Source organism: Mycolicibacterium novocastrense, from assembly GCF_001499835.1.
Classification (GTDB): Bacteria; Actinomycetota; Actinomycetes; order Mycobacteriales; family Mycobacteriaceae; genus Mycobacterium; species Mycobacterium novocastrense.
Genome location: NZ_LQIH01000016.1, coordinates 79,189 through 99,183 on the forward strand (window position 1 = coordinate 79,189; position 19,995 = coordinate 99,183).

Genomic DNA, 19,995 nt, shown 5'->3' on the forward strand with positions numbered 1-19,995 from the left:
CTTACGACCCGGCTCGTGCAGGCTGGTCCCATGTACTTCGTTGGGCTCGATCTCGCGTGGGCGGGGCGAAACCAATCCGGGGTGGCCGTCCTCGACGACGACGGACGGCTTGTGCACGTGGGTGCGGCGGTCAGCGACGACGAGATCGCGGCGGCCCTCGCGCCGTATGTCGAGGGCCCCTGCGTGGTGGGCGTGGACGCGCCGCTCATCGTCACCAACCCCAGCGGGTACCGGCTCGGCGAGACGCTCTACAACCGGGACTTCGCGCCGTTCGAGGCCACTGCGCAGCCCGCGAACACGGGCAATCCACTGTTCGATCCTCCCCGCGCCGAGGTCCTCTGCCAACGGCTCGGCCTGGACACCGACCCGCTGTCGCGCAGCGACCGTCGGGCGATCGAGGTCTACCCCCACGCGGCGACGATCGCACTGTTCAGGCTCGGCAAGACGCTCAAATACAAGCGGCGCGTCAAGGATGTCGCCAAACGCAAGGACGAGCTGTTGCGCATGGTGGCGCTGATCGAGGGGTTGAACGACGCGACGCCGCGGCTTCGGGTGCGCAGCAGTCCCGCCTGGCTCGAAATTCGCCGGAGGATCGAGGCCAGCGATCGCGCCTTCCAGCTGAACGCTTGCGAGGATCCCGTCGACGCGGTGCTCTGTGCGTACGTCGCGCTGTTTTTCGAGCGGCGACGCCACGACGTCACGATCTACGGCGACGGCGAGGCCGGCTACATCGTCACGCCGGCGCTACCGCCCGGGCTGACACCGACTCCTCGAGCCCGTGGCAGGCGGCCGGGCGGTCAGTCCGGCGTCTGCGCCAGTTGAGTCGGATCGGTGATGCCGGCGACCTTGATGCCGAGCCGCCGGTTGATCGCCATGGTGACGAGGAAGAGCACGATTCCGATCAGCACCAGGATCCCGCCCAGCAGGTACTGCGTGCCCGGACGGCCCGACAGCGGTGTCACCAGGTACAGCGAGGTGATGAACCCGATGACGGGCAGTACCGTGGGTGTTCGGAAGTGCCGGTCGTCCTTGACGGCATCGCGACGTAGGACCAACACCGCGACGTTGACCGTCGCGAAGACCGCCAACAACAGCAGCGAGGTGGTGCCGCCGAGCACCGAGAGCGCCTTGCTGCTCGCGAACGCCGAGACATAGAAGATCAGCCCGAACGCGATGATGGTCGTGAAAATGATTGCCACCCACGGGGTGTGGCGAGTTCGGTGCACCGAACCCAGCACCGGCGGCAGAACGTGCTGGCGTGCCATGCCGTAGATCAACCGGCTGGCCATCAGCATGTTGATCAGCGCGGTGTTGGAGACCGCGAACATCGTGATGAACGGGAACAACTCGTCGATCGGAAGTCCGGGCGCGGCGGCCTCGACCACGCTCACCAGTGGAGTGCTGCTCTCCCGCAATTCGCCGATCGGCACCAGTGCCACGGCGATGATCGACACCAGGATGTAGACGACGCCGGCGATGCTCAGGCCGGTCAACAACACCTTCGGGAAGATCCGGACGGGGTCCTTGGTCTCCTCGGCCATGTTGACCGAGTCCTCGAAACCGACCATGGCGAAGAAGGCCAGCGATGTCGCCGCGGTGATCGCGACGAATGTGCTTCGGTCCTCGCTGCTTTCGAACATCACGATGCGTGAGAAGTCGTGGTCGCCGGCCTGGGTGAAGGCCCACAGCCCGACGAAGATCACCAGCAGCAGACCGCTGATCTCGATGACGGTCAGGCCGACGTTGAGCTTGACGCTCTCGCTGACACCGCGCAGGTTGATCGCGGCGAGGACGGCCATGAAGGTCAACGCGATGACCGCGACGCCCCCCTTACCCCAATCCAGGCCGAAACCCTTGATCAGGTTGGCCGCGAACGCCTGTGATGCGGTCGAGGCCGACGTGATGCCCGAACACATCACCACGAACGCGACCAGGAACGTGAAGAATTGGATCCCGAATGCCTTGTGCACGTAGAGCGCCGCGCCCGCGGCTTGCGGGTACTTGGTGACGAGTTCCAGATAGGAGAACGCGGTGATGGTGGCGATGGCGAACGCGAGCAGGAACGGCAGCCATGCCGCCCCACCCACTTCCCCGGCGACCTGACCGGTCAGCGCGTAGACACCGGTACCGAGGATGTCGCCGACGATGAACAGCAGCAACAAACCCGGGCCCATCACCCGCCGTAGCTCAGGTTGCTTGTCGGTCGGCGTACTCACCGTCGTCTGCTCTTCGCGCAAGCGCTCATCGGTGCCCTCCTGGTGACACCTACACCTGTGCCACTCGTTCGTCGATTGGTGCCAACACGTCTATCACGTCGATCAAGGTCGCGCGTGCCGTTGCGCGTGGGCCGTCGCCCTCGGCGACGAGCGCCGCCACCACCGCACCATCGACCGCGTTGACCAACGCGGTGAGGTACTCGGCGCGCACCGAGCGACCCGAGCGCTCGATGACCTCGATGACGGCATCGGTGCGCTGGCGCATGATCCGCCGTTGGACTTCGCGCAGCATGGGGTGACGCGCACAGGCGATATAGCGCTCATAGCGCGAGATCAGCTGTTCGCTGACCCGCTGCCCCACCACGTCGTCGACCAACAGATCCACCAGGATGTCGGCGGTCGACTCCGCGCCTCGCCGCCGGCGCGACAGCATCGCCACGTGCGCGCGCAACTGTTCGGCCTCCCGCTCTCCGACGTATTCGACGGCCTTGGCGATCAGATCATCCAGCGAGGAAAAGTAGTACGTCGTCGACGCCAACGGCAGACCGGCGCGACGGGCCACCGCGCGATGCCGCACCGCGTCGAAGCCGCCCTCGCACAGCAGATCGGCAGCGGCGCTGACCAGCGCAAAGCGTCGACGTTCTCCCTTGGGAGTGACCGCTGCCGTCACCTTTAGCATGCTGCCAGTCGGGCGGCCGTCCCATCGCGCTTTCGGCCAATCGTCAGGCATTCTCACCGAAGTCGGTGCCGGTGTTTCTGATGCGACGGGCCAGTCTCCGCCTGCCGGGCAGTCACGCCGCGATGGCATCATGGGCGCCATGCCCGAACTGAGCCGTCGATCGCTTCTGCGTCTCGGGGTCGGCACGGCTGCCGGAGTGGCGGCGCTGCGGCTGGCGCCCGCGGTGCCGGCCGCACCCGCCGCGCCGACCTACGTCGACGGTTCGTTCGTCTCGGCGGCCCGCGGCGGCCTGGAGACCAATTGGGCGATCGCCCGTCCGCCCGGCCAGACCGCGCCGCTGCGTCCGGTCATCGCGCTGCACGGTAAGGGGCAAAACGCAGCGGGTGTGATGGCCGGCGGGGTGGAACAGGGCTTGGCCCAGGCGGTCGCCGCGGGGCTGCCGCCATTCGCGGTCGTCGCCGTCGACGGCGGTGGAAGCTACTGGCACAAGCGGGCCTCCGGCGAGGACTCCGGGGCGATGGTGCTCGACGAGATGATCCCGATGCTGGGCTCACAAGGTCTGGACACCTCACGCGTCGGTTTCCTCGGCTGGTCGATGGGCGGCTACGGCGCGCTGCTGCTCGGAGCGCGGCTCGGCCCCGCCCGCACCGCCGCGATCTGCGCCGTCAGTCCCGCGCTGTGGACGTCCTCGAGCGCCGCAGCGCCCGGTGCGTTCGACAGCGCGGAAGACTATGCCGCCAACAGTGTTTGGGGGTTGCCCGCGCTGGCATCGATTCCGATCCGGATCGACTGCGGGACCGGCGATCCGTTCTACTCGGCGACGAAGGAGTTCATCGCGCAGCTGCCGAATCCGCCCGCCGGCGGGTTCTCGCCCGGTGGGCACGACGCCGGGTTCTGGAGCTCGCAGCTGCCCGCCGAGCTGGCCTGGATGGCCCCGCTGCTGACGGCCTAGACGCCGATCCGCCCCTGCGCCGCGGCCAGGGCGATATCGCTGCGAAAGTGACTGCCCGGCAGCCGAATCGACTCGATCACCCGGTAGGCGGCCTCGCGTGCGGCGGACAGATCCGCACCGGTACCCACGATGGAGAGCACGCGGCCTCCCGAGGACACGACGGCGCCGTCCTCGCGACGACTCGTGCCCGCGTGCAGCACGCCCTCGACGTCGGAGCCGGTGATCACGTCGCCGACCCGTGGGCGAGACGGGTAGTTCTCGGCGGCCAGCACCACGGTCACGGCGGCGCCGTCGCGCCACTGCAGCGGGGGCTCGTCGGCGAGGCCGCCCGTCGCGGCCGCATACAGCAGCCGGCCCAGCGGCGTCTCCAGCAGGGCCAGCACGGGCTGGGTCTCGGGATCGCCGAAGCGGCAGTTGAATTCGATCACCGCCGGGCCCCTCGAGGTGATGGCCAGTCCGGCGTACAGCAATCCCGAGAACGAACTGCCGCGCTTGACCAGTTCGGCGGCAACGGGTTTCACCACATCGTCGACGATCTGGGCGACGACGCCCTCGGGCAGCCACGGCAGCGGCGCGTACGCCCCCATGCCGCCGGTGTTGGGTCCGGTGTCGTTGTCGCCGACCCGTTTGAAGTCCTGCGCGGGCAGCATGGGCACCACGGTCTCGCCGTCGACGAGGCAGAACAGCGACACCTCCGGCCCGTCGAGGAACGACTCGAGCAGTACCGGATGTCCGGCCTCGAGCAGGCTTGCGGCATGGGCCCGGGCGGCCGCGCGATCGGCGGTGACCACCACCCCCTTACCCGCGGCCAGACCGTCGTCCTTGACCACCCATGCGGCCTCGCCGCCGTCGGGGCCGAAGCGGTCGAGCGCAGCGTCGAGGTGAGCGGGGTTGTCGACGACCTCGCTTCTGGCGGTGCGCACACCGGCGGCCGTCATCAGCTCCTTGCCGAAGGACTTCGAACCCTCGATGCGGGCCGCGTCCTTGCTCGGCCCGAAGCAGGCGATCCCGGCCCTGCGCACCGCATCGGCGACGCCGAGGACCAGCGGAACTTCCGGCCCGATGACAACGAGGTCGACCTCCAGCCGCTGCGCCAGTCCGGCCACCGCCTCCCCCGAGGTGATGTCGACGTCGTACTGGTCGGCGATCGCGGCGGTGCCCGCATTACCCGGCGCGATGGACAGACTTTCGACCTCGGGGTCACGTCGCAGCGCCAGCAGCAATGCATGTTCACGGGCACCGGATCCGATTACCAGGACTCGCACAACTGCTCACCCTAACGGTCCACGAGACTCGTGCGGCCATACACTTGACAAGACACTGTATGGTCTAAGGTATGACGCAGGCCACATGCCCGTTCGGGCCCGGATATGACTTCACCGATCCCGAGGTACTTCTGCGCGGAATCCCCGTCGCCGAATTCGCCCAGCTGCGCAAGACCGCGCCGGTGTGGTGGAACGAGCAGTCCGAGTCGATCTTCGACGACGGCGGCTACTGGGTGATCAGCCGCCACGAGGACGTCAAGGCCATCTCGCGCAACTCCGAGCTGTGGTCGACCAACCGCAAAGGCGCGGTGATGCGCCTGCCCGAAGGCGTCACCTCGGAACAACTCGAACTCACCAAGGCGCTGCTGATCAACCACGACGCACCCGAACACACCAGGCTGCGCAAGCTGGTGTCGCGACTGTTCACCCCTCGAGCGATCGCGACGCTCGAGGAGCGGTTGGCGACCGCCGCGCGCGAAATCGTGGCCGAGGCAAGGCAAAAGGGCAGTGGCAACTTCGTCGACGACATCGCGATGCGTCTGCCGCTGCTGGCCATCGCCGACCTGATCGGTGTGCCCGAGGCCGATCGGGAGAAGCTCTTCCACTGGACCAACGCGATCATGAACACCGACGACCCCGACTTCGACAGCGATCCCACCGCCGCCAACGCGGAGCTGATGGGATACGCCTACTCGATGGCCGAGGAGCGCCGTCGTTGCCCGGCAGATGACATCGTGACCCGGCTGATCGAGGCGGACCTAGACGGGGAGTCGCTCGACGACGTGGAGTTCGCGTTCTTCGTGATCCTGCTGGCGGTGGCCGGAAACGAGACCACCCGAAACGCGATGACCCACGGTATGAACGCGTTCTTCGAGAACCCCGAGCAGTGGGAGTTGTTCAAGCGCGACCGACCCGCGACCGCCGCCGACGAGATCGTGCGGTGGGCCACCCCCGTGCACTGCTTCCAGCGGACCGCACTGGCCGATACCGAACTCGGCGGCGTCACGATCCGCGAGGGCCAACGGGTGGGGCTGTTCTACAGCTCGGCCAACTTCGACGAAGAGGTGTTCGACCAGCCCTTCCGGTTCGACATCTCACGTGACCCCAATCCGCACCTCGGTTTCGGGGGAAACGGCGCCCACTACTGCATCGGCGCGAACCTGGCCCGCATGGAGATCAAGCTGATCTTCAACGAGATCGCCGACCAGATTCCCGACATCGCCAAACGCGGTGAACCGCAACGTCTTCGCTCGGGGTGGATCAACGGCGTCAAGGACCTGCAGGTCTCCTACACCGGTTGATGGGGTCGGCTGAGTAGGATTTCGCCGTGCGCACTCACGGTTGGTCCGGTGCGGCGCCGTCGACGGATGAGGAGGCGGTCGCCCGCATCCTCGACGCCGCAGGCAAGGCGATCGACGCGCGTGGCGCGGAGTTCTCGATCAGCGACGTCGCACGCACGCTGGGGGTCACGCGCCAGACCGTCTACCGGTACTTTCCCAGCACCGACGCGCTCCTTCAGGCCTCAGCACAGCGCGCGGCGACCGGCTTTCTGGACCGGCTCGCCGACCACCTGCAGGGCCTGACCGACCCGCAGGAGGCGGTCGCCGAGGGCATCGCCACCGCGTTGGAGTGGCTGCCGCAGGACAAACACATGGGGCTGCTGCTGATGCCCGCGCGGGCCAGCGAGTTCAGTCAGACGGTCACCTCGGATGTGGCGTTGGAGTTCGCCAATTCGATGCTGCGCCGCTTCGACGTGGACTGGGCCGCGCTGGGGTTCGATGATCACGACCTCGACGAGCTGGCCGAACACCTGCTGCGGATCATCCAGTCGTTCGTCATCGACCCGGGGCGTCCCCCGCGACGGGGCCCCGAGCTGCGCGGCTACCTGCGCCGCTGGGTCGGCGCGTCCGTCGCCGCTCCGACGGCGGCCCGCTGAGCGTCACAATTGGTGCGCGGTCGGCCTCCTGGCGGGCCGTAAACTCACGATCGTGAGTGTCGTCGATGCCTTCCTCTCGACGTGGGCGCGGGCGCGCGCCTCGTTCGGTGAGGGCATCCCGCAGGACGGCGGCGGGCTGGACCACAGCGCCCGCTTGGAGGCTCTACGGGACGAGGTGGAGTCGGCGACGCCCGGTTCGGATTGGACGGGCGCAGGCGCTGAGGGCTATCGCGACCGGAACGCCAGGCAGGCAAGGGCTCTGGGGGCGTTGGCCGACCTGGACCGCCGACTGGCCGCGGAGGTGGACAGGTCGGCCGCGGTGGTGTCGGCCGGCCGGCGTGAGCTCGACGCGGTCCGCCAGTGGGTGGAGGATGCCGCCGCGGCGGTGCCCGAAACGCCTGCCGGCCAACAGATGCTGTGGCCGGTGGTCAGCAGGGGCGCCGGGGAGGTCGCCGAGATCATCCAGCGCTCACACAGCGACCTGGCCGCCATCGCGGCGCGGATGCGCGCGCTGGGGGCAGAATACGAGGAATTGGGCAGGCCCGCGCCCTGACCGGGTTCAGAGCACCGTCAGCGGCAGCGATTTGCGGTCTTCGAACTCCCATGTCGAACCGCCACTGACCCTGACAACCGACACCTCGGAGAATTCCTTGGCCTCGCTGTCCGTCTCGACGACGCGCGCGGTCCACTCCTGAGCGGTGCCGGTCACCTCGACATCGAGATGCTTGTCGACCGCGGTGACCGCGGCCTGCAACGGGCGCACCTCGTCGGGCGTCACCAACGAGATCCAGGCGCCGTCCTCGTGAGCGGGTGAACGCCGCAGATGCACGGTGTCCGGCCCGAATTCGGCGTCGACGTAGGCGGCGGGGTTGAACATCGGGTGCAACTCGAGCGTGCGAACCGCACCCTCGATTCCGCCGGGAAGCTTCAGCGCTCGGTGAATGCGTTCGGCGGCGATACCGGCCACCCCGATCAGTTGTCTGGTGCAGATCTCGGTCGCCAGTTCGGTGTTGGTGCCGGCCCGCTTCCCGACGGCGATGACATACGACAGGTTGAGCAGGTGCATCTGCAGGCAAACCTCGTCGGCCATGCGCACCAGCGCCGAATGTGAGAACGCGCCGAAGTCGAAGTCCGAAACCAACGGGCCCGAGTAGTCCGACTGCCCTTGGTCACCGGTGTCGATGGGGTCGAGTTCGGTTCTGGCGGCACGTGTCCGGGCGACCACCTCGAGTACCGGGTGGTCCTCCACCTCGGGGTAGGACTCGTCGATGATCACGGTCCACGCACAATGCGGGTGCCGGTCGGTGGGTGTGCGCGGCGGGCGGTGGATCGGGCGGATCTGGGCTCGGCGGTTGGTCGCCACGGCCGTCGCGTCGAACGTCGGGTCCTCGATGTCGTGGCACATGCCGCGCACGTACTCTTCGCCCATCGGTTCCACGTCCAACAGCGCGCCGCAGTGGTCGAGGTGAAATTCGCCGTGCCAGCGGTCGTGGACGGTGTAGCGAAAATCCATGAACTGCGGTGGCGCCCCGATGTCGAGCTGCAGACCTTTGAAGATCGTGATGACATCGGTGCCCTCGTACTTCAAGGCCTTCTGCATCCGCTTGGTGTAGATCGGGCTGGCGCCCATCCACTCCTCGATCGCGACCTGCAGCATCTCCTCGCGACCGAAATTGCTGATGATCCAGGCCATTCCAGAGCGGTCGATCAATTGGCCGATCAGCAGCAGCTCCGGCAGCAGTGCCGCCAGTTCCTCACGTGACAGTGACGCGTACCTACTTGTCATGGTCGTCATGAACCGTCCCACCGGAGTGCATCTTCACCGCGGCATTGACATTGGCTTTCTTGTCTTCTCCCCGGCCTCGCTCCGCGGCCTTCTTGCGGTTCTTGATCACCTTGCTCACCGCGCCGTCCAGCTTGGAACCCAACGGGAACCCGAGGTAGTGGGTCAAGAAGACGGCCATCTCCTTGAGCTCGTCCTCGGTCATCTCCCCGTTGGCCAGCGCCGCGTTGGCCTGGATTTCGGCGAGGTCGGAGTTTCCGACGGCCGTCACGGCGGTCAGCGTCATGATCCGCTTGTCGCGCATCGACAGTCCAGGCCGCGTCCAGATGGTGCCGAAGAGGTGGTCGACGGTGAGGTCGAAGTACGGATCGCCCTCGATGTTGGGCATCTCCCAGCCGTATACCTCGTTCATCTTCTCGAGGCCCTTGCGGCGCAACTCGTCCATCGTCACTCCTTCGTGTGCGGCACGCCGAGCCCGGCGGCCAGATTCTGCAGCGCGATCTCGGCCAGCGGGAGTTCGGTCTCGGTGGTCTTGCCCAGCGCGAGCGCCAAGCTGAGGTCCTTTTCTGCGAGTCCACGTGTGTGCGTGAACATGTCGTACAGGAAGTGGTCCCGGGTGAGCGGCTCGGTGTCGTCGCGGTACATGATGGCTCCGGGTCCACCACTCTGCGCGTCACTGTGCCGCACCACACGACCGAGCTTCTGCAGGTCCAGCCCGGCCGCCTCGGCCAGTTTCTGCGCCTCACAGGCCGCGGCGAACCCGATGAAGGTCAACATGTTGCGGGCCAGCTTCATCCGCGTTCCCGCTCCGGGCTCACCGGCCCGGACGACCAGCGACGCCCACTTCTTGAACACCGGCTTGACCTTGGCGAAGGCCTCGTCGTCGGCACCGACCATCACGGCGAGCTCACCCTTGTCGGCCGCCCCGGCGCCGCCGCTGACAGGCGCGTCCACGATGTGAATACCCTTGTCCCGCAGTTGATCGGCCAACTCCGCGGCAGTGTCTGGTTCGATCGTCGAGTGAATGGCGATCACGGTGCCCGGCGCGGCATGCTCCCCGAGTTGTCCCACCACGTCGCGCACCTGTTCGTCGTTGAGCACGGTGACGCTGATGATGTCGGCCTTCGCAACATCGGCGATGGTGTCGGCGACATTGGCACCCAGTTCGACCAGAGGGGTCATCGCCTCGGTGCGCACGTCGAACACGATGAGGCCGCCCGGCCAGTCGACCAGACGCTTGGCCATCGGCGCGCCCTGGTTGCCCAGTCCGATGTACCCCAGCTTGACGTCGCTCACCTGATGATCTGCCCGCCGTCGACGTTGAAGATCTGGCCGGTGATCCACTTCGCCTGATCCGACAGCAGGAACAGGCACATTCCAACGAGATCTTCGGGTTGGCCCATGCGCGACAACGGAATTCCCTTGACGATGTCGGCGACCATCTCCTGCGGCGTGGTCGTGCGGTTGGCCTCGGTGTCGATCGGCCCCGGCGCGATCGCGTTCACCCTGATGTTCTGCCCGCCGAGTTCGGTGGCCAGTTGCTGTGTCAGCCCGTTCACCCCGACCTTGGCCAGGCCGTAGAAGTTCGAGTACAGCCACGCCGCGGTCGAGGACTGGTTGACGATCGCCCCGCCGCCCCGCTTGGCCATCTTCTTGTACACCGCACGGGTACAGACCAGCGCCCCGTCCATGTTCACGCTCATGAACTTTTTGTAGTAGTCCCAGTCGACGGTGATCAGGAAGTCCAGTTTCATGCCGCCGAAGATCGCGGCGTTGTTGACCAGGTAGTCGATGCCGCCGAACTCCGAAAGCGTCTGCGCCGCCATCTCCTTCGCGGACTCCGGGTCGGACACGTCGACGGGCACGGCGAGCGCGCTGCCGCCCTCACCCTTGATCCCGTCGGCGACCTTCTGCGCGCCCTCGGTGTTGATGTCGGCCACCACCACCGCGGCGCCTTCGCGCGCCAGCGCCTCGGCATATGCTTGGCCGATACCGCCGCCCGCACCGGTGACGATCGCCACCTTGTCCTTGAACTGGTCTCCGTAGAGCCCCATCGCGTTCCTTTCGTCGTTGCCGAGTGTGGGGTTGTGTCACGTTTTTTGTGTCTGAACGTGCGGGCTACCCACGTTCGGCGTGTCAGACCGCCGTGGCGATCGCCTTGATCTCCAGGTATTCCTCGAAGCCGGCCAGCCCCATCTCCCGGCCGAGCCCGGACTGTTTGTAGCCACCGAATGGCATATCCGCCGAATACCAGACGCCGCCGTTGATGTTGACCGTACCGACCCGCATCCGTGCCGCGACCCGGTTCGCGCGTTCTTCGTCGGCCGAGAACACGGTTCCGGAAAGGCCGTACGCCGAATCGTTGGCGATGCGGACCGCGTCGTCGTCACCGTCATGCGCGATGACCGTCAGCACCGGCCCGAAGATCTCCTCGCGGGAGACCTTGGCGTTGTTGTCCAGCCCGGCGATGACGGTGGGTTCGATGAAGAAGCCGGTGTCGCGGTCGGCGGGCCGGCCACCCCCGACGGCGAACTTGCCGCCCTCGTCGATAGCGGAGTCGAGGTAGCCCTGAACCCGGTCGCGCTGGCGTGCGGAAATGAGTGGGCCGCAGATGGTTCCGGCGTCCTGGGGGTCGCCCGGCCTCAGCCCGCCCATCGTCGCCGCAGCCGCCTCCACCGCCTCGTCGTAACGTGCCCGGGGCACCACCAGTCGGGTCGTGATGGCACAGCCCTGCCCGGCGTGCATCGACGCGGTGAACGCCGACATCGAACAGGCGGCGGCCAGGTCGGCGTCGTCGAGCACCAGAAACGCCGACTTGCCGCCCAGCTCCAGGAACACCTTCTTGATCGTCGCGGCGCCGTCGGCCATCACGCTGCGGCCGGTCGCCGTCGACCCGGTGAACGAAACCATGTCCACCCGTGGGTCTTTGGACAGTAGCGCGCCGACCCCGTGGTCGCTGGAGGTCACGATGTTGACCACCCCCGGCGGGATGTCGGTGTACTCGGCGATCAACTCCCCGACGGCGGCCGCGCACCACGGGGTGTCCGGTGCCGGCTTGAGCACGATGGTGTTGCCCGCGGCCAGCGCCGGGCCGATCTTGGCGAGGTTGATCTGGTGCGGGAAGTTCCACGGCGTGATGGCGCCGACGACACCGACGGCCTCGCGTGCGATCCGCCGGCGGGTTTTGATGCCCATCGGCGACGCTTCCCCCAGATCGGTGACCCACTGGTATGACTCCGCGGTGTCGGCGCAGAAGCTCAGATCCTCGACCGGTCCCTCGAGCTGGGCTGCCGAGGTCAACATCCGCGGCGCACCGACCTCGCCGATCGTGATCTCCCGCAGTTCCTCGATGTGGTCCTTCAAGACCGCCTGCAGCTGGCGCAGGCACCGCACCCGCAGCCCGGTGTCGGTCGACCAGTCGGTTTCGTCGAAGGCGCGCCTCGCGGCTTCGATGGCACGACCCATGTCGTCGGCGGTGGCGTCGGCCGCAACACCGAGCACTTCCTCGGTCGCGGGGTTGACGGTCTCGAACGACCCGCCGCTGCCGGCGACGAGCTTGCCGTCGATGAGCAGCAGACTTTCCCGATTCGCCAGCACAGCCATGCGGTCTCCGTTCACCATTGCTGGACAACTGTCCGAATTGATGAACCGAACGATAGTCTCCTCGCGGTGCGGCTGGCAAGCATATGGTTTTCTAGCTGCGTACTTGCGGATCCCAGGGCTGGTCCGATAACTTGGACAGGTGTCCAGCGAACCCGTGGTTGCGGTCACAGGCTCGACGCCTGTCAGTACCGGCGAAACACCGCGGAACCGCCGCCAGGAGGAGACGTTCCGCAAGGTGCTCACCGCCGGTGTCGAAATGTTGCGCGAATCCTCGTACGCCGATCTGACGGTGCGCGCCGTCGCCGCCAGGGCCAAGGTCGCGCCGGCCACCGCCTACACCTATTTCTCGTCGAAGAACCATTTGATCGCGGAGGTGTACCTCGACCTCATCCGTCAGGTGCCGTACTTCACCGACGTCAACGACAGCAGGGTGACCCGCGTCGAGAAGGCCCTGCGCGCGATGGCGTTGACCGTCGCCGACGAACCGGAGGTCGCGGCCGCGTGCACGACCGCGCTGCTCAGCGGTGCGGACCCCGCGGTGCGGGTGGTGCGCGACCGCATCGGCGGTGAGATCCACCGTCGCATCCGCTCGGCAATGGGACCGGACGCGGACCCGCGAGCTCTTGCCGCACTGGAGATGACGTTCTTCGGCGCGCTGGTCAACGCCGGCAGCGGCGTGTTCACCTACCACCAGATCGCCGACCGACTCAGTTACGTGGTCGGCCTCGTCATAGGGGAGGACCAGTGACGGTCAGCGAAATCGTCCTCGACCCATACGATTACGACTTCCACGAGGATCCGTATCCGTATTACAAACGGCTGCGCGACGAGGCGCCGCTGTACCGCAATGACGAACTCGGCTTCTGGGCCCTTTCGCGACATCAGGACGTCTGGGAGGGTTTCCGCAACAGCACCACGCTGTCGAACAAGTTCGGCGTATCCCTGGATCCTGCCTCCCGAGGCCCGCACGCGTCCAAGACGATGTCGTTCTTGGCGATGGACGACCCCGACCACCTGCGGCTGCGCACACTGGTGTCGAAGGGTTTCACGCCTCGTCGGATCCGCGAGTTGGAACCGCGCGTCACCGAGATCGCGGTGCAGCACCTCGACGTCATGCTGGAGAAGGCCCGCTCCAACGAAACCGTCGACTATGTCGACGAGTTCGCGGGCAAGCTGCCGATGGACGTGATCTCCGAGCTGATGGGCGTCCCGGAACCGGACCGCACGCAGGTGCGCGCGTGGGCGGACGGTGTGATGCACCGCGACGAGGGCGTGACCGACGTACCGCCGGCGGCCGTCGAGGCGTCGATCAATCTGATCGTCTACTACCAGGGCATGGTGGCCGAACGCCGCAAGAACCCGACGGACGACCTCACCACCGCGTTGCTGGAGGCCGAGATCAACGGCGACCGGCTAACCGACGACGAGATTCTCGGCTTCATGTTCCTGATGGTGATCGCCGGTAACGAGACGACGACGAAACTGCTTGCGAACGCGGCGTTCTGGGGCCACCGCAACCCTGACCAACTCACCCCCCTCTACACCGAGCTGGACCGGATACCGCTGTGGGTCGAGGAAACGCTGCGCTACGACACCTCGAGCCAGATTCTGGCGCGCACCGTCGCCGGTGACCTGACGTTGTACGACACCGAAATTCCCGATGGGGATGTCGTGCTGTTGCTGCCCGGTTCGGCGCACCGCGACGAGCGTGTGTTCGAGGACCCGGACCGGTTCATCATCGGTCGCGAAATCGGGCCCAAGTTGTTGAGTTTCGGTAGCGGCGCCCACTTCTGCCTCGGCGCGCATCTGGCGCGCATGGAGGCCAGGGTCGCGCTGACCGAGTTGTTCAAGCGAATCCGCGGTTACGAGGTGGACGAGGCCAACGCCGTCCGCGTCCACTCGAGCAATGTCCGCGGATTCGCTCACCTACCGATCACTGTGGAGACTGTCTGATGCCCCGGTTCGACCCCCTGCCCGAACGCCGGCCCGTCATCGTCGCCGGCGCATCGTCCGGAATCGGAGAGGCGACGGCGATCGAGATGGCCGCGCGCGGGTTTCCGGTCGCGCTCGGCGCCCGACGCGTGGAGAAACTCGAAGACATCGTCGGAAAGATCAACGCCGACGGCGGCGAGGCGGTCGGCTTCCACCTCGACGTCACCGATCCCAACTCGGTGAAAACGTTTGTCGCCCAATCCGTTGAGGCGCTCGGTGAGATCGAGGTGCTCGTCGCCGGTGCCGGTGACACCTATTTCGGCAAGCTGGCCGAGATCAGCACCGACGAGTTCGAGTCGCAGCTGCAGATTCACCTGGTCGGCGCCAACCGGCTGGCCTCGGCGGTGCTGCCCGGCATGCTCGAGCGCCGACGCGGCGACCTGATCTTCGTCGGATCCGATGTGGCGCTGCGTCAGCGGCCGCATATGGGCGCCTACGGGGCGGCGAAGGCCGCGCTTGTCGCCATGGTCAACAACTTCCAGATGGAACTCGAGGGCACCGGCGTGCGCGCGTCCATCGTGCACCCAGGCCCCACCAAAACCAGCATGGGCTGGAGCCTTCCCGCCGAGAAAATCGGGCCCGCGCTGGAAGATTGGGCGAAGTGGGGCCAGGCCCGCCACGACTATTTTCTGCGGGCGTCCGATCTCGCTCGCGCCATTGCCTTCGTGGCGGAGACGCCGCGCGGTGGGTTCATCGCGAACATGGAGCTTCAGCCCGAAGCGCCGCTGACCACTGCACCCGCAGAACGCCAGCAGCTCAAGTTGAACGAGGAGAACCTGAAGTCATGACGACCGCGATCGTGCCCCGGGTTTCCGGCGGCGAAGAAGAACACGGACATCTGGAGGAGTTTCGCACCGACCCGATCGGTCTGATGAAACGGGTTCGGGAGGAATGCGGCGACGTCGGTTGGTTCCAGTTGGTGGACAAGCACGTCATCCTGCTGTCCGGCGCCGAGGCCAACGAGTTCTTCTTCCGTTCGGCCGATGAGGATCTCGACCAGGCCGAGGCCTATCCGTTCATGACGCCGATCTTCGGCAAGGGCGTGGTGTTCGACGCAAGCCCCGAGCGTCGCAAGGAGATGCTGCACAACTCCGCTCTTCGCGGTGAACACATGAAGGGCCATGCCACCACCATCGAAGGCGAAGTCAAGAAGATGATCGCCGATTGGGGCGACGAGGGCGAGATTGAACTGCTCGACTTCTTCGCCGAGCTGACGATCTACACGTCGACGGCCTGCCTGATCGGGCTGAAGTTCCGCAACCAGCTGGACCACCGGTTCGCCGAGTACTACCACGATCTCGAGCGCGGCACCGACCCGCTGTGCTACGTCGACCCCTACCTGCCGATCGAGAGTTTCCAGCGCCGCGACGAGGCGCGCGTGAAACTCGTTGCGTTGGTGCAGGAGATCATGAACCAGCGCCTGGCCAATCCGCCGGCGGACAAGTCCGACCGCGACATGCTCGACGTGCTGGTGTCGATCCGCGACGAGGACGGCAATCCCCGCTTCTCGGCCGACGAAGTCACCGGCATGTTCATCTCGCTGATGTTCGCCGGGCACCACACCAGTTCGGGGACGTCTGCGTGGACCTTGATCGAGCTGATCCGGCACCCCGAGATCTACGCCAAGGTTCAGGCCGAACTCGACGAGCTCTACGCCGACGGTCAAGAGGTGAGCTTTCATGCGCTGCGCCAGATTCCGTTGCTGGACAATGTCGTCAAGGAGACGCTGCGGCTGCACCCGCCGTTGATCATTTTGATGCGGGTGGCCCAGGGTGAGTTCGAGGTCGCCGGCTTCCCCATTCACAAGGGCGATTTCGTCGCTGCCTCGCCGGCCATCAGCAACCGGATTCCCGAGGACTTCCCGGATCCCGACGGTTTCAATCCGGACCGCTACAACAAGCCCGAGCAGGCCGACATCGTGAACCGCTGGACCTGGATTCCGTTTGGTGCCGGCAGGCATCGCTGCGTCGGCGCGGCGTTCGCCCAGATGCAGATCAAGGCGATCTTCTCGGTCCTGTTGCGCGAGTACGAATTCGAGATGGCGCAACCGGCCGACAGTTACCGCAATGACCACTCGAAGATGGTGGTGCAGCTGCAACGGCCCGCGAAGGCCCGGTACCGCAGGCGCGCCAAGTAGGGGATCGAATGGGCTGCTACAGAGTCGAAGTAGACCTGGACCTGTGCCAGGGGCACGCGATGTGTGAGCTCGAGGCGCCCGACTACTTCACCGTCCCCAAACGCGGCAAGGTCGAAATCCTCGACCCCGAACCACCCGACGACGCCCGCGACGAGATACAGAACGCGGTCGACATGTGCCCGACCCAAGCACTGGCCATCAAAGAAACAGGAGAATGACAATGCCGTCACTGCCCCGCGAAGCGCTCGACAACTGGGTCGAGCAGTGGCTGGAGGCCAACCGGGAGGCCGAACGCAACGGCGACTGGAAGCCGCTGGCCGAGTTCTACACCGATGATGCGACCTACGGCTGGAACATCGGCCCCAAAGAAGACGTCATGTGCGTCGGCAAAGATGAAATCCGGGATGTCGCACTGGGTTTGGAGATGGAGGGTCTGGAGAACTGGGTCTACGAGTACCAGAAGGTGCTCGTCGACGACAAGCAGGGCGAGATTGTCGGCTTCTGGAAGCAGATCGCGAACAAGTCCGACGGCACCAAAGACGAGATCTACGGGATCGGGGGCAGCTGGTTCCGGTTGGATGAAAACCTGAAAATCGAGTGGCAGCGCGACTTCTTCGACTTCGGCCACGTCGCCAAGGGGTACGCGAAGCTGATCGAGTCCGGCGACCTGTCGCCCGGTATGCAGAAGCGCATCGAGCGCTCCCTGGCCGGGGAGAAGTTGCCCGGTTATTACCCCCTGGGCCAGGCACCGGTACCGATCTGGTGACCCGGCCAAGCAGTTGATTGGGGGTGGGTGTGACCTACCTAACTACTGCCTCTAGTCTGAGGTCACCGGTACTAGCGGAAGGCACGTTCGAATGAAGACAAAAGGTGCTCTCATCTGGGAGTTCAACCAGCCGTGGTCGATCGAGGAGATCGAGATCGGGGACCCCGTCAAGGACGAGGTCAAGGTGCAGATGGAAGCGTCGGGGATGTGCCACTCCGACCACCACCTGGTGACCGGCGGCATCCCGATGGCCGGTTTCCCGGTCCTCGGTGGCCACGAGGGCGCGGGCATCGTGACCGAGGTCGGTCCGGGCGTCGAAGACCTCAAGCCCGGCGATCACGTCGTGATGTCGTTCATCCCGTCCTGCGGCAACTGTCCGTCGTGTCAGGCCGGCATGCGCAACCTCTGCGACCTCGGCGCCGGCCTGCTCGGGGGCACCGCGGTCTCCGACGGCACCCACCGCATTCACGCCAAGGGGCAACCCGTCTTCCCGATGACCCTGCTGGGCACGTTCTCGCCCTACATGGTCGTGCACAAGAGTTCCGTGGTGAAGATCGACGAGTCGATCCCGTTCGAGGTTGCCTGCCTGGTCGGTTGCGGCATCACCACCGGCTACGGCTCGGCCGTCCGCAGCGGTGACATCCGGCCCGGTGAGGACGTCGCGATCGTCGGCGTCGGCGGCGTCGGCATGGGCGCTCTGCAGGGCGCCGTCACCGCGGGCGCGCGTCGCATCTTCGCGATCGATCCGGTGGAGTGGAAGCGTGACCAGGCGCTGAAATTCGGTGCCACACATGCCTATCCGGACTGGGAATCCGCGATGGCCGGTATCGGCGAGGTCACCTGGGGACTGATGGCCCACAAGGTGATCATCACCGTGGGCGAGTTGCACGGCAAGGACATCGAGAACTACCTCAGCCTGACCGCCAAGGGCGGCACCTGCGTGGTCACCGCCATCGGCAGCCTGCTCGACACCGAGGTCAACCTCAACCTGGCGATGCTGACCCTGCTGCAGAAGAACCTGCAGGGCACCATCTTCGGTGGCGGCAACCCCCACTACGACATCCCGCAGCTGCTGTCGATGTACAAGGCCGGCAAGCTGAACCTCGATGACATGGTCACCCGGCAGTACAAGCTGGAGCAGATCAACGACGGTTACTCCGACATGCTCGAGGGCCGCAACATCCGCGGCGTCATTCGCTACACCGACGACGACCGGTAGAGGTCATGTCCCAGGAAACCGTCGAGAAGACACCGGCTTTGGCGGCGTCCCACAATTCGTGGAAATGCGTGCACTCCCACGACAAAGAGGGTTGGTTGGCCCTGATGGCCGACGACGTCGTCATCGAGGATCCGATCGGGCAGTCCTTCACCAACCCCGACGGCACGGGAATCCGCGGGAAGGAGGCGGTGTCCGGCTTCTACGACGCCAACATCGCCTCCAATGACCTGCGGATCACCTGTGAGGAGACGTTCCCCTCCAGTTCTCCGCACGAGGTGGCTCATATCCTGGTGCTGCGCAGCAAGTTCGACAACGGGATGACCAGCACGGTGCGCGGAGTGTTCACCTACAAGGTCAACGACGCCGGTCTGCTCACGAACCTTCGTGGCTACTGGAACATGGACATGATGGAGTTCGGCCAAGCGGGTGGCCAGTCAACGGATGGCAAGTAGCCCGTCGCTGACCGGGCGGGCCGCTGTCGTCGTCGGCGGATCGCGCGGTGTGGGGCTGGCGGTGGCCGAACTGCTCGCCGCCCACGGTGCGGGAGTCGTCGTCAACGGCCGTGATCCCCAGGCTGTAACCGAAGCGGCGCAACGGATTCCAAACGCGCAAGGAGTGGCCGGCTCGCCAGCCGATCCCGAAACGGCGGACGCGTTGATCGACACGTGCGTCCGGGAGTTCGGGCGCATCGACATTCTGATCAACTGTGCGGGCACGGCCGAACCCGTCGGGTCGTCCATTCTCACGATCACGTCCGGCCAGTTCCGCGAGCTGATCGACGCGCATCTCAATACGACCTTTGAAACCTGCCGAGCCGCGGCGCCCAGGATGGTCGCTCAGGGCGGAGGTGCGATCGTGAACACGAGCTCGTTCGCGTTCCTCGGCGACTACGGCGGTACGGGCTATCCGGCGGGCAAGGGCGGCGTCAACGGGCTGACCCTCGCGATCGCCGCCGAGCTGAAGGAGCACGGTGTACGCGCGAACGTCGTCTGCCCCGGGGCCAGGACGCGGCTCTCCACCGGGCCGGACTACGAGGCCCATATCGCAGACCTCAACCGTCGCGGCCTGCTGGACGAGGTGAGCATGCAAGGCGCCCTCGATGCCGCGCCGCCGGAGTACGTCGCGCCTACCTACGCCTATCTGGTCAGCGACCTGGCCAAGGACGTGACGGGTCAGATCTTCATCGCCGCAGGCGGGTTCGTGGGGCGGTTCGACAGGCCGACGCCGACGATCCTCGCCTACCGCGACCACGCGGAGTCGCCGCCATGGTCGATCACCGAAATCAGCGAGTTGATCGCTGGAGGCGAAAAACAACGCTGATTTGAGTTCCTAACGAAGGTCAAGCCACTTGTGGGTTTGTCGTAGGGTTCCGTTTAGCGGGCTGGGATGTTGGAGCGCTTGGCGACTTCTGTGACTCCTGGCCCGCCTTCTTGCGTCGCTCGCGCAT

The 19,995-nt window shown here is 66.0% G+C and carries 22 protein-coding genes; 14 read left to right on the forward strand and 8 right to left on the reverse strand.

Features of this window, described 5'->3' with window-relative positions; all coding sequences use genetic code 11:
* Window positions 1-30: 30 nt before the first annotated feature.
* Window positions 31-822 (forward strand): DUF429 domain-containing protein, encoded by a 792-nt coding sequence (locus tag AU072_RS14095; RefSeq protein ID WP_064414336.1) that lies wholly within the window; start codon window positions 31-33, stop codon window positions 820-822.
* Here the strand turns inward: AU072_RS14095 and AU072_RS14100 are convergent.
* Complete coding sequence (locus AU072_RS14100) at window positions 798-2,174, reverse strand: APC family permease (RefSeq protein WP_064414337.1); 1,377 nt, start codon at window positions 2,172-2,174, stop codon at window positions 798-800. The two genes, AU072_RS14095 and AU072_RS14100, sit on opposite strands and share 25 nt — an antisense overlap.
* A gap of 91 nt (window positions 2,175-2,265) precedes the next feature.
* Window positions 2,266-2,895: a TetR/AcrR family transcriptional regulator gene (locus AU072_RS14105; RefSeq protein ID WP_064414338.1), complete on the reverse strand. Its 630-nt coding sequence runs from the start codon at window positions 2,893-2,895 to the stop codon at window positions 2,266-2,268.
* Between the two features lie 130 nt (window positions 2,896-3,025).
* On the opposite strand from AU072_RS14105, the gene AU072_RS14110 reads away from it, so the two are divergent.
* Window positions 3,026-3,847 (forward strand): alpha/beta hydrolase, encoded by an 822-nt coding sequence (locus AU072_RS14110; protein WP_064414339.1) that lies wholly within the window; start codon window positions 3,026-3,028, stop codon window positions 3,845-3,847.
* On the opposite strand, the gene purD is transcribed toward AU072_RS14110, so the two are convergent.
* Entirely contained in the window at window positions 3,844-5,112 is a 1,269-nt protein-coding gene (gene purD, locus AU072_RS14115; protein ID WP_064414340.1) for a phosphoribosylamine--glycine ligase, read from the reverse strand. The two genes, AU072_RS14110 and purD, sit on opposite strands and share 4 nt — an antisense overlap.
* A gap of 71 nt (window positions 5,113-5,183) precedes the next feature.
* Here purD and AU072_RS14120 point away from each other — a divergent pair, with 71 nt between their 5' ends.
* Genes AU072_RS14120 through AU072_RS14130 form a run of 3 tightly spaced genes read left to right on the forward strand, consistent with a single transcriptional unit; the run spans window position 5,184 to window position 7,601 of the window.
* Window positions 5,184-6,413, forward strand: a complete 1,230-nt coding sequence (locus AU072_RS14120) for a cytochrome P450 (RefSeq protein ID WP_064414341.1) — start codon at window positions 5,184-5,186, stop codon at window positions 6,411-6,413.
* Window positions 6,414-6,439: 26 nt separating this feature from the next.
* Window positions 6,440-7,048, forward strand: coding sequence for a TetR/AcrR family transcriptional regulator (locus AU072_RS14125; RefSeq protein WP_064414342.1), 609 nt, complete (start codon window positions 6,440-6,442; stop codon window positions 7,046-7,048).
* 52 nt (window positions 7,049-7,100) lie between these two features.
* A complete protein-coding gene (locus tag AU072_RS14130) occupies window positions 7,101-7,601 on the forward strand; it encodes an EspA/EspE family type VII secretion system effector (RefSeq protein WP_064414343.1) in 501 nt (166 codons plus the stop codon).
* Window positions 7,602-7,607: 6 nt separating this feature from the next.
* Here the strand turns inward: AU072_RS14130 and AU072_RS14135 are convergent, their stop codons facing one another.
* The 5 genes from AU072_RS14135 to AU072_RS14155 form a co-directional block, all read right to left on the reverse strand.
* Complete coding sequence (locus AU072_RS14135; RefSeq protein ID WP_064414344.1) at window positions 7,608-8,834, reverse strand: hypothetical protein; 1,227 nt, start codon at window positions 8,832-8,834, stop codon at window positions 7,608-7,610.
* A complete protein-coding gene (locus AU072_RS14140; RefSeq protein ID WP_064414345.1) occupies window positions 8,824-9,276 on the reverse strand; it encodes a carboxymuconolactone decarboxylase family protein in 453 nt (150 codons plus the stop codon). Before AU072_RS14140 ends, AU072_RS14135 begins: the two co-directional genes overlap by 11 nt.
* 2 nt (window positions 9,277-9,278) lie before the next feature.
* Window positions 9,279-10,127 (reverse strand): NAD(P)-dependent oxidoreductase, encoded by an 849-nt coding sequence (locus AU072_RS14145; RefSeq protein ID WP_082680820.1) that lies wholly within the window; start codon window positions 10,125-10,127, stop codon window positions 9,279-9,281.
* On the reverse strand, window positions 10,124-10,885 hold the full coding sequence (locus tag AU072_RS14150) for an SDR family oxidoreductase (protein WP_064414346.1): 762 nt from the start codon (window positions 10,883-10,885) through the stop codon (window positions 10,124-10,126). Before AU072_RS14150 ends, AU072_RS14145 begins: the two co-directional genes overlap by 4 nt.
* 82 nt (window positions 10,886-10,967) lie before the next feature.
* Window positions 10,968-12,434, reverse strand: a complete 1,467-nt coding sequence (locus AU072_RS14155) for an aldehyde dehydrogenase (protein WP_064414369.1) — start codon at window positions 12,432-12,434, stop codon at window positions 10,968-10,970.
* Between the two features lie 139 nt (window positions 12,435-12,573).
* On the opposite strand from AU072_RS14155, the gene AU072_RS14160 reads away from it, so the two are divergent.
* The 9 genes from AU072_RS14160 (at window position 12,574) to AU072_RS14200 (ending at window position 19,868) form a co-directional block, all read left to right on the forward strand.
* Window positions 12,574-13,182 (forward strand): TetR/AcrR family transcriptional regulator, encoded by a 609-nt coding sequence (locus AU072_RS14160; protein ID WP_064414347.1) that lies wholly within the window; start codon window positions 12,574-12,576, stop codon window positions 13,180-13,182.
* Window positions 13,179-14,387 (forward strand): cytochrome P450, encoded by a 1,209-nt coding sequence (locus AU072_RS14165; RefSeq protein ID WP_064414348.1) that lies wholly within the window; start codon window positions 13,179-13,181, stop codon window positions 14,385-14,387. The genes AU072_RS14160 and AU072_RS14165 overlap by 4 nt, the downstream gene beginning before the upstream one ends.
* A complete protein-coding gene (locus AU072_RS14170) occupies window positions 14,387-15,214 on the forward strand; it encodes an SDR family oxidoreductase (RefSeq protein ID WP_064348031.1) in 828 nt (275 codons plus the stop codon). The genes AU072_RS14165 and AU072_RS14170 overlap by 1 nt, the downstream gene beginning before the upstream one ends.
* Window positions 15,211-16,563 carry a lanosterol 14-alpha demethylase gene (locus AU072_RS14175; protein ID WP_064414349.1) on the forward strand — a complete coding sequence of 451 codons (1,353 nt, stop codon included), beginning with the start codon at window positions 15,211-15,213 and terminating at the stop codon, window positions 16,561-16,563. Before AU072_RS14170 ends, AU072_RS14175 begins: the two co-directional genes overlap by 4 nt.
* A gap of 8 nt (window positions 16,564-16,571) precedes the next feature.
* Entirely contained in the window at window positions 16,572-16,781 is a 210-nt protein-coding gene (locus tag AU072_RS14180) for a ferredoxin Fdx (RefSeq protein WP_064348029.1), read from the forward strand.
* Between the two features lie 2 nt (window positions 16,782-16,783).
* Window positions 16,784-17,329 (forward strand): nuclear transport factor 2-like protein, encoded by a 546-nt coding sequence (locus AU072_RS14185; RefSeq protein ID WP_064414350.1) that lies wholly within the window; start codon window positions 16,784-16,786, stop codon window positions 17,327-17,329.
* Window positions 17,330-17,420: 91 nt separating this feature from the next.
* On the forward strand, window positions 17,421-18,548 hold the full coding sequence (locus AU072_RS14190) for an NDMA-dependent alcohol dehydrogenase (RefSeq protein ID WP_064414351.1): 1,128 nt from the start codon (window positions 17,421-17,423) through the stop codon (window positions 18,546-18,548).
* 5 nt (window positions 18,549-18,553) lie between these two features.
* Window positions 18,554-19,000: a nuclear transport factor 2 family protein gene (locus AU072_RS14195; protein ID WP_064401914.1), complete on the forward strand. Its 447-nt coding sequence runs from the start codon at window positions 18,554-18,556 to the stop codon at window positions 18,998-19,000.
* Complete coding sequence (locus AU072_RS14200) at window positions 18,990-19,868, forward strand: SDR family NAD(P)-dependent oxidoreductase (RefSeq protein WP_064414352.1); 879 nt, start codon at window positions 18,990-18,992, stop codon at window positions 19,866-19,868. The genes AU072_RS14195 and AU072_RS14200 overlap by 11 nt, the downstream gene beginning before the upstream one ends.
* The last annotated feature ends 127 nt before the right edge of the window (window positions 19,869-19,995 follow it).